Origin of the sequence: Pseudonocardia sulfidoxydans NBRC 16205 (assembly GCF_007989085.1) — a bacterium.
Taxonomy (GTDB): Bacteria; Actinomycetota; Actinomycetes; order Mycobacteriales; family Pseudonocardiaceae; genus Pseudonocardia; species Pseudonocardia sulfidoxydans.
This window is the reverse complement of record NZ_BJVJ01000065.1, coordinates 24449-34115: the sequence shown is the minus strand read 5'-3', so window position 1 is coordinate 34115 and position 9667 is coordinate 24449. Positions and strand designations below refer to the sequence as shown.

6 protein-coding genes and 1 pseudogene are annotated in these 9667 nt (G+C 73.6%); 3 read left to right on the top strand and 4 right to left on the bottom strand.

The features are described 5' to 3' along the window. Positions 1-1488: 1488 nt before the first annotated feature. A complete protein-coding gene (locus tag PSU4_RS31530) occupies positions 1489-2208 on the top strand; it encodes a DEAD/DEAH box helicase family protein (RefSeq protein WP_186817150.1) in 720 nt (239 codons plus the stop codon). Between the two features lie 109 nt (positions 2209-2317). Here PSU4_RS31530 and PSU4_RS24020 read toward each other — a convergent pair whose 3' ends face one another. From PSU4_RS24020 to PSU4_RS24005, 4 genes are all read right to left on the bottom strand, one after another. Beyond that, positions 2318-2734, bottom strand: a complete 417-nt coding sequence (locus tag PSU4_RS24020) for an ATP-binding protein (RefSeq protein WP_147112794.1) — start codon at positions 2732-2734, stop codon at positions 2318-2320. An 89-nt stretch (positions 2735-2823) separates the two neighbouring features. Beyond that, a complete protein-coding gene (locus PSU4_RS24015) occupies positions 2824-3525 on the bottom strand; it encodes a DUF3618 domain-containing protein (RefSeq protein ID WP_147112792.1) in 702 nt (233 codons plus the stop codon). A gap of 10 nt (positions 3526-3535) precedes the next feature. Continuing rightward, complete coding sequence (locus tag PSU4_RS32550; RefSeq protein ID WP_246115308.1) at positions 3536-4183, bottom strand: phage holin family protein; 648 nt, start codon at positions 4181-4183, stop codon at positions 3536-3538. Beyond that, positions 4180-5130, bottom strand: a complete 951-nt coding sequence (locus tag PSU4_RS24005; RefSeq protein ID WP_147112789.1) for a hypothetical protein — start codon at positions 5128-5130, stop codon at positions 4180-4182. The genes PSU4_RS32550 and PSU4_RS24005 overlap by 4 nt, the downstream gene beginning before the upstream one ends. A 181-nt stretch (positions 5131-5311) precedes the next feature. Between PSU4_RS24005 and fdh the strand changes: the two are divergent. Together fdh and PSU4_RS23990 are read left to right on the top strand one after the other, a co-directional pair. Then, positions 5312-8567, top strand: a pseudogene (gene fdh, locus PSU4_RS23995) (formate dehydrogenase). Further along, on the top strand, positions 8564-9601 hold the full coding sequence (locus tag PSU4_RS23990; RefSeq protein ID WP_147112787.1) for a 4Fe-4S dicluster domain-containing protein: 1038 nt from the start codon (positions 8564-8566) through the stop codon (positions 9599-9601). The pseudogene fdh and the gene PSU4_RS23990 overlap by 4 nt, the downstream one beginning before the upstream one ends. Positions 9602-9667 lie beyond the last annotated feature (66 nt).

Here is a 9667-nt window from a genome sequence, read left to right as displayed (position 1 = left end):
GGACAGCAGGTCGTCGTCACCCGCCGCGGGGCCCGACACGGCGGCCAGCTCGGTCATCGCCTGCTGGAGCAGGCGGTGCGCGGTGTCGAGCCGGTCGGGGGACATGTCATGATTCTACTCGAACATCAGTTCGAACAAAGGTCGGTCGTCGCAGCTCAGGGGCCGTTCGGCGCGTGGGGGGCGGGGCGCCCGGTTGCTCGACCGCTTTTCGACGGGAGATGAGTCGCTGCGTGACCTGGTGCTCGACTAGTTCCACACCTACGACGTCGCGCAGGGGACCGACGTCGCTGTTGCGCCGCCTCGGCACGTTGCCCGGTGTGACGACGGACGAGTCGCCCTCGGGGCGATCACCCCCGTCGCGACCTCTGCGACGCTCGGCAGCGCGGACGACGAGGGCGTGAAGCTGCGCGAGTTCGCCGAGACGGTGTTCGGCTCGGCGTTCAACGACACATCGCTCGTCGTTGAGGACCGGCTGAGTGTCGGCGCGTGGACGGCGCAGCCGTGGCCCCACAGCGGGTTCGCGGTCCGGCACCGGGACCCGGGTCCCGCTGCTCGACGAGATCACCGCGGCGGTGGCCACCACGACGACCCACGCGCAGCAGGTGCGTGTGGACATGCGGCTGTTCCTGGGTGCCGCGTACTTGCACGGCACGGATCTCGGCGAACGTCTGCGGGCACACTCCCTGACCCGGCGCTGTTGCGGTTCGCGTCGTGGCCGCGCCCGCTCGCGGAGGCGGCGCAGGACGTCGAGCCGAGCTGGAGCGCGGCGTCGGAGGAACGCTGTGCCGCCGCCCGCCACGCCGGCGCTCTACCGGCAGGGGCCGAACCGGACGTGGGTGTTGGGGCGGGTGCCGCGCGGATCCTCGTCGAGGAGCTGCTGGTCGGCGTCGACCGGGGCGCTGCCGGTGGACCCCAAGTGCTGCATGTTCCCCGGGCGGATCCCAGGACTTCTTCCGCCGGACTGAAAGCAACTGCCGCGCAGCGGGGGGCCACCGTAGCGGAGCCCGCGACGGCGAAAACCGGCGGGCCTGGCCCGGCTGATCGCGATCGCCGAGGGCCGGCCGCCGAGACCGACTTCGTGCGCGTCGGCCTCTACGACCTCGACGGGCGGGTCGTCGACGAGGAGCTTCGCAATGGTCGGCGACAGCCCGTTCGGCCCGGACAGTGTCGACGCGGAGTTCCGCCGGCACCGGCCCGCCTCGCCGCTACCGGTGAGCACGGGACATGAACGCGCTGGGCGCGGGTAGTCCGGCTGGACCGGCCGGACGTGCGCCGGGGAGCGGCGCCCACGCCGCTCACGGACGAGGGAGGTCGCCGTGCGAGCGATGGGGCACCGCGGCTCGTACCGGAACCAGGTCGAGGAGAGGGTCCGATGGGGCTCTACGCCGCACTCTGGTTCCTGCTGATCCTCGTGGGCCGCGTCGACGCAACCGCCGTCGGTCTGCGTGGGCCGCGTCGGGGGCGCCCGTCCAGGGGCGGGTTCCCGCGGTGACCCGGCACGCGAGCCACGACTGCGCGATCGTCGGGTCGTTCGAGGAGCGTCTCGAGCTCGTCGCCTCCTTCCTCACGTCCGCCGTACCGGAGGGCGCGACCGTCCTCGTCGGCTGCCCGAGCGTCGCGCAGCTCGCCGACGATCTTCGCGCCTGGGACATCGATCTCGACGAGCTGGAGCGGACGGGGCGTGTGGTCGCGCTGCGCGCCCGTCCGGATCCGGCCGTGGAACTGGCCCTGCGGGCGGTCGGTACGGCGACCCCGCCGCGGCTGCTGGTCTGGGGCCGACCCTGGCTCGTCGCTCGGGAGTCCGTGCTCGGGGAGCTGGCCCGCGGGGCCGAGATTCTGTGCCTCTACACGGCCTGGGAGACGACTCCTGAGCACCGTGCGCGGCTCGGCTCGCTCCACGACGTCGTCCGTAGTGTGCCGTCGCTGTACGACGACGGGCTCCTGCGCGTCACCGAAGGGCCGGACGGTGAGCTCCTCCTGGCGGGGGAGTGCGACCTGTCCAACGTCTCCGCGCTGGCCGAGGTGTTCGAGTCGCACCTCGCCGCCGCACCCCGGATCGTCGACGTCGGCCGCCTGCGGTTCGCCGACGTCCGGACCGTCCGCCTGCTCGCCGGCCTGGTCGACGACGGGGCCGCCGCCGGGATCCGGCGTGCGAGGCCGCTGATCGGCGCGCTGCTGGGCGCGGCCTCCTCGGTGCACGGACGCTGACCGGCCCCGCCGGGGCACGGCCGCGACATCGGTCGTCCGGATGTCGACGTGCCCGTCGGGGCGCACCAGGACCAGCTCGCCGTCGACGGGGAGGTAGGCGAGCACCGGCTCAGCGAGGGCTCGTCGTCGCCCACATCCACGTCGAGTGGCCATGGTCCGAGCAGACGTCCCGCACGGTGACGAGCTCGTGTGCGACCCGCACGCCCGCGCGGGTCGCGCCCGCGTCGGGGCCGTCGGGCGGTCGGAACGGGCAGCCCGGGCCCTGGGCCGCCACGTCGAGCCGCACCCGCAGCGACGATGCCCACGAGCAACGGACGCGGACCGGTGCCCGCCCGGCGAGGAGGGCGGCGCCGAGAACCTCGCCGACCGCGACGAGCAGCCGTGCCACGTCCTCCTCCGGCAGGTGGCGGTGCGCTGCGACCAGCCGCAGCGCCTCGCGGAGCCGGGCCAGCTCCGCAGGCCTGGCGATCCACACCTCCAGGGTCGGCCCCGAGCGCCGGACGGCAGGAGGATCGGACCGGTGCATCGGTGGCGTCCTCCCGCCGTGCTCTGTGAGTAGGGCCGACACGCGACCGGGGCCGGAGGGAACACCTCCGACCCCGGTCGCGCCGTGAGTCAGCGTCCGGTCGCCTCGTCCTTGACCGTGCTGCCGGCCTGCTGGGCCCGGTCCTGCACCTGGTCGGCTGCGGAGCGGCCCTCGTCCTGGACGGTGGAGACGGCATCCTGAGCGGTCTCCTGGACCGATTGGACGGCCGCCTGGGCCGGTTCGCGGAGGCTCTCGCCGAGCTCCTGGGCCTTCTCCTGCGCCTGCTCGACGAGGGGTTGCCCGGCCTCCAAAGCCTTGTCCTTGACCTGGCCGGCGAGCTCCTGTTCCTGCCGGGTCGCGGGCAGCAGCGACGACACGAGCCAGCCCGCTCCGAAGGCGATCAGACCGGCGGCCAGCGGGTTGCCGCGGGTCTGGCGTCGTGCGGCGTCGGGCAGGTCGCGGGTGGTGTCGGCGACCCGCGACGCGGCGTCGGACGCTGTGTCCGACGCCGTGGAGGTGACGTCGTCGAGCCGGTCGGAGGCCTGGCTCGCGAGCCCGCGGGCGCCGGACGGGTGGTCGTCGGAGTCGCTGCCCATCACCGCGTCGCGCCAGCCGGCGACGCGGCTGCGGACGCGGCCGACGCGGCGCTCCATGATGCGGCTGGGGGTCACCTTCTCGGTCAGGGCGTCGACGTCGCCCCCGAGCCGGCGTTGCGTCCGCTCGATCTCGCGCCGGATGGCATCGGGGTCGGAGCTGGAGGTGGTCTGGGGGGTGTCGTAGGGGGTCGTCATCGGGTTCTCCTCACCGGCTCTTCAGGGCGTCGGGAACCTGCTTGAGCGTGTCGACGGTCCGCTCGGGGGTCGGGTTGGTCCTGCGCAGGTTGGAACGGCCGATCACGTAGCCGACGGCGGCGATCACGGCCCAGACGGCGGCGACGACCAGGCCGGCCCAGCCGCCGTCCATCACGTTCGTGAGGCCCGCCCACAGTGCGACGGACAGGAACAGCAGCACCATGTAGGCGCCGAACCCGGCGCCGCCGAAGCCGGCGGCCGCGCGGCCGGCGTTGCGGGCCTCCTGTTTCAGCTCCGCCTGGGCGAGGGCCAGCTCCTGGCGCATCAGCGTGGAGAGGTCCCGGGAGACGCGGCCCATCAGGTCGCCGACGGACAGGGTCTCGACGTCCGGGTGCGGGTCGTGGGGCAGGGCGCCGTGGGGCTCGAACTGCGACCCGTGGGGCTCGTACTGCGACCGGCCGTCGTACTGGGGCGGTGCCTCGTGCCTGGGCGGTGCCTCGTACTGGGGCGGTGCCCCGTACCCCGGCTGTGCGGCCTGGCCGGGAGCGACGACAGGGCCGCCCGGGACGCCGTACCCGGGCTGGTTGCCCTGGCCCGGTGGGGTTCCGTAGCCGGGCTGGGTGCCGTAGCCCGGCGGCGTGGGGCCGGGGCCGGTCACCGCGGGTCCTCGGTCACGCGGGGGTCACCGTGGCGGCCGATCTCGTCGACGTAGTCACCGACGGTCGGCGATCCCGGCCGGAGGGCGTGCGCAGGTCCGGATCCGGGTGTCGGCACCGGTGGAACCGGGTCGGTCCGGGGGCCGGGAACGGGATCGGGCGCGGGTGGGGGACCGCCGGGACCCGCAGGTCCGCCCGAGCCGGGACCCGCAGGTCCGCCGAAGCCCGGACCGGGCGGCGGACCACCTGTGCGCGCCGGATCGGTGTCCGAGTAGGCCGGCGGCGCGTGGGGGTCGGTCGGCGCGGGCGGCAGCGTCGTCGCGGGCGTGCTCGGTGTGGGCGTCACCGGGCCCGGCGCAACCGGATGCCCCGGCTGCGCGACGGGGCCCCGTCCCACGGTCCCCGTGCCGTCGGACGAACTGCGCTCGTGGTCGACGACCCCGCGGGTCAGGCGTCCGGCGAGCACACCGGCCAGCGCGGCACCGGCGAGGAACGCGCCGGGGCGGCGCCGGGCGAGGCGCCGTACGTGGTCGACGAGGTCGCCGGGGTCGCGCTGCTCGAGCCAGCCGGCGAGGTCGTCGGCGCGGCCCGCGGCCTGGTGGGCGAGGTCGGCGACCGGGCCGCCGTCGCCGGCCCCGGCCATCTGCCGCAGCTCGGCGGCGACGCTGCGCACCCCGCCCGCGACCTGCCGCTGGGTGGCGCCCGCCTGCTGCTGCAGCTGGGAGCGGGCCTCGCCGTACAGGTCCCTCGCCTGTCGCCGGGCTTCCCCGGCGACCTCCTTGGTGGCGTCCGCGGCCGTGCTCGCGACCTGGCTGCCGGCCTCGGCGGCCGTGTGCGCCACCTCGCTCCCCTCGGACCGGGCGGTGTCGGCGGCATGCGTGACGGTGCCGCTGGTGTCGCCGTTGTTGCCCGCGCCGTTGCCGGTGCCCCATGTCGGTGTCCCTGTCATCGCGGCTCCTTCCGTTCGATCGGGTGCCCGCAGCGATACCCGGCCGCCGGTCGCGGACACCGCCCGCTTTCCACCGGTGACCGAATCACTCGAACGGGGGAGAAGATCCGTGTCGGTCGGCGCGGGAGGTTTCCTCGGCCCGTTCCGGGGTATCGGGCTGGTCGGCGAGAGGGGACCGCGCATGTGGGAACGGCTGGGCCAGTGGCCGGTGGTGCGACAGCTGACCGGGCACGACCGGCTCGGCCGCGGTGCCGCGGCACAGTCGCCGTCGCACGTCGGGCTGCGCCCGCGGACCGCGGACGCCGACAGGGTGGCCGGTTCGGTGTGCCCGTACTGCGCGGTCGGCTGCGCCCAGAAGGCGTACGTGCGCGACGAGAAGATCGTCCAGATCGAGGGCGACCCCGACTCCCCGATCTCACGCGGCCGCCTGTGCCCCAAGGGTTCGGCGAGCCTGCAGCTCGTCACCGGTCCGCAGCGGCTCGACAAGGTGCGCTACCGCGCCCCCTACGCCACCGAGTGGACCGACCTCGACCTGCACGAGGCGATGGAGATGATCGCCGACCGCGTCGTCGCCGCTCGTGAACGCGGCTGGCAGGACGTCGACGGGAAGGGGCGGCGGCTCAACCGCACGGTCGGGCTGGCGGCGCTCGGCGGGGCGACGCTCGACAACGAGGAGAACTACCTCCTCAAGAAGCTCTTCACGGCGATGGGCGCCATCCAGATCGAGAACCAGGCCCGTATTTGACACTCCGCCACGGTTCCCGGTCTGGGAACCTCCTTCGGTCGCGGCGGGGCGACGGACTACCAGCAGGATCTCGCGAACTCGGACTGCATCGTGATCATCGGCTCGAACATGGCCGAAGCGCACCCGGTCGGGTTCCAAGGGCCGCGGCGCCCGGGTCATCCACATCGATCCGCGTTTCACGCGCACGAGCGCCGTCGCCGACACCTACGTCCCCATCCGGGCGGGCTCGGACATCGCGTTCCTCGGCGGCATCATCGCCCACGTCCTGGACAACGACCTGGACTTCCGCGAGTACGTCGCCGCCTACACGAACGCCTCGTTCCTGGTCGGTGAGGACTTCGCCGACACCGAGGATCTCGACGGTCTGTTCTCCGGCTACGACCCCGCCACCGGCACCTACTCGCGCGACAGCTGGTACTACGCCGGTACGCAGCCTCCGGGCGAGACGGACGGGAGCCGCGCCAAGACGTTCAGCGAGCCCTTCCAGGCGGGCGCGAGCGGTGCCGGGCTCGAGGGCGCCGCCGACGCCGAGCGGGACCCCACGCTGCGCGACCCGCGGTGCGTCTTCCAGATCCTGAAGCGCCACTTCGCCCGCTACACCCCGGAGATGGTCGAGCGCGTCTGCGGCACACCGCGGGAGCAGTTCCTCGACGTCTGCCGGGCGTGGACGACCAACTCGACCCGGGAGCGGACGACGGCGCTGGTCTACAGCGTGGGCTGGACCCAGCACAGCGTCGGCGCGCAGTACATCCGCACGGGCGCGATCCTGCAGCTGTTGCTGGGCAACGTCGGCCGGCCGGGCGGTGGGGTGTTCGCGCTGCGCGGGCACGCGAGCATCCAGGGCTCGACCGACATCCCGACGCTGTTCAACCTGCTCCCCGGCTACCTCGCGATGCCCAACGTGGAGCACACCGACATCGACGCGTGGGTCGACGACCAGCGCAGTGCGGGGCACAAGGGTTACGGCTACGACGTCGACGCCTATCTCGTCTCACTGCTCAAGGAGTACTTCGGCGACGCGGCCACCCCGGACAACGGCTTCGGCTTCGACTGGCTTCCCCGCATCGACGGCGACCACGGCACGTACCGGACCGTCATGGACATGATCGACGGAAAGGTGTTCGGCTACGTCGTGCTGGGCCAGAACCCGGCCGTCGGCTCGGCGCACGGGAAGCTGCAGCGGCTCGGGTTGGCCAACCTCGACTGGCTGGTCGTGCGCGACCTCAACGAGATCGAGACGGCGACGTTCTGGAAGGACTCCCCGGAGATCGAGACGGGGGAGATCGTCCCGGAACAGTGCCGCACCGAGGTGTTCCTGATGCCGGCGGCGTCGCACGTCGAGAAGGAGGGCACGTTCACCCAGACGCAGCGGATGCTGCAGTGGCGCACCAAGGCCGTCGAGCCGACGGGTGACCGGCGCTCGGAGCTGTGGTTCGCCCACCACCTGGGCCGCCTGGTCCGGGAGCGGCTGGCGGCCTCCACCGAGCCTCGCGACGTCCCGGTGCAGCGGCTGGCGTGGGACCACGCCACCGAGGGCGACGGTCCGTGGGCCGAACCCTCGGCCGACGACGTCCTGCGCCGCATCAACGGGTACGACCTGACCACGGGGGAGCTGCTGCCCGGCTACCTGGGGCTGAAGGCCGACGGCAGCACGTCGTCGGGCTGCTGGATCTACAGCGGTGTGTACGCCGACGGCGTCAACCGGTCCGCCCGCCGCACGCCCCACACCGAGCAGGGCCCCTACGACGCCGAGTGGGGCTGGACGTGGCCGATGAACCGGCGCGTGCTCTACAACCGGGCGTCGGCCGACCCTCAGGGGCGGCCGTGGAGCGAGCGGAAGAAGCTCGTCTGGTGGGACGCCGACGCCGGCGAGTGGACCGGCCACGACGTGCCGGACTTCCCGGCGCGCCTCCCGCCCGGACATGTTGCGCCGCAAGGAAGCACCGGCCCGGAGGCGCTGTGCGGTGACGATCCGTTCATCATGCAGCCCGACGGGAAGGCGTGGCTGTTCGCGCCGCACGGCCTGCTCGACGGGCCGCTGCCCACGCACTACGAGCCGCACGAGTCGCCGGTGCGCAACCCGCTCTACGGCCAGCAGAGCAACCCGACCCGCAAGGTCTACGGCCGCCCGGACAACCCGTCGAACCCGTCGCCTCCGGAGCGCGGTGGCGAGGTGTTCCCCTACGTCCTCACCGCGGCGCGGCTCACCGAGCACCACACGGCGGGTGGGATGAGCCGTCAGCTGCCCTACCTGGCGGAGCTGCAGCCGGCGCTGTTCGTGGAGGTGTCGCCGGAGCTCGCCCGTGAGCGGGGCCTGGCTCATCTCGGAGACGCGCACGTCGTCACCAGCCGGACGGCGGTGCAGGCGCGGGTCGTCGTCACGGACCGGTTGGCGCCGTTGCGGATCGAGGGCCGGGTGATCCACCAGGTGTGGCTGCCCTACCACTTCGGCCACACCGGCCTGGTGTCCGGCGACGTCGTCAACGACCTGTTCGGCGTCGTCGAGGACTCCAACGTCTTCATCCAGGAGAGCAAGGTGACGACGTGTGACGTCCGCCCGGGACCCCGCCCGCGCGGTCAGGAGCTGCTCGCGTTGATGGAGCGGGTGCGGGCCGAGGCCGGCGTCACCGTCGAGACGGGCACCCGGATCGCCACGAGCCACGGGGTGCCCCACACCGAGGAGAGCCCGTGAGCCGCAACCGCCTGTCAGGACCGCTCGACGACGTCGCCGGCGACGCGGGGCACGTCGCGCACCCGCCGCGCGTCGGCTTCTTCACCGACACCTCGGTCTGCATCGGCTGCAAGGCGTGCGAGGTCGCCTGTAAGGAGTGGAACGACGTTCCCGAGGACGGCCTCGACCTGCTGGGGATGTCGTTCGACAACACCGGGATGCTGGGCGCGAACTCGTGGCGCCACGTCGCGTTCGTCGAGCAGCCGCGCGTGACCGGACGTCAGGACCCGGGTTTCGACGGGCTCCCGACCGGCACGTCGGGCATCCCCGAGACCGCCGGTGCCGTCGAGCCCCGGCTGCGGGAGGCGCCCCGCGGCGGGTCCGAGCTCGGCACGAGCCCGCTCCCGCCCGGTGGCCCCGAGCCGCAGGAGCTGGGCATGCCCGGGTTCGACCGGCCCGGCGACCTCGCGGACGCCGGCACCCGCACGGACTTCCGCTGGCTGATGGCCTCGGACGTCTGCAAGCACTGCACGCACGCCGGATGTCTGGACGTGTGCCCGACGGGGGCGTTGTTCCGCACCGAGTTCGGCACCGTCGTCGTCCAGCAGGACATCTGCAACGGCTGCGGCTACTGCGTCTCCGGCTGCCCGTACGGGGTGATCGACCGGCGCGAGCACGACGGCCGCGCCAACAAGTGCACGCTCTGCTACGACCGCATCGGTGACGGCCTCGAACCGGCGTGCGCGAAGGCCTGCCCGACCGACTCCATCCAGTTCGGCGAGCTCGACGAGCTGCGTGAGCGCGCCGACCGCAGGCTCGCGCAGCTGCACGACCTCGGTGTCGGCGAGGCCCGGCTCTACGGCCGCGACCCCGACGACGGCGTCGGCGGCGACGGCGCGTTCTTCCTGCTGCTCGACGAGCCCGAGGTGTACGGCCTGCCGCCGGACCCGCAGGTCCCGACCCGGTACGCGCCGTCGATGTGGCGCCGCGCCGGGGCGGCCGCGGTGGCGTTCGCGCTGGCCGGGGTCGCCGCGTTCGCCGGGGGACGCCGGTGAGCGGTCCGCAGCCGGCGCCCGCGGAGCGGCGCAGCGACGAGGGTGGCGCCGCGGGCCGTTCGGCAC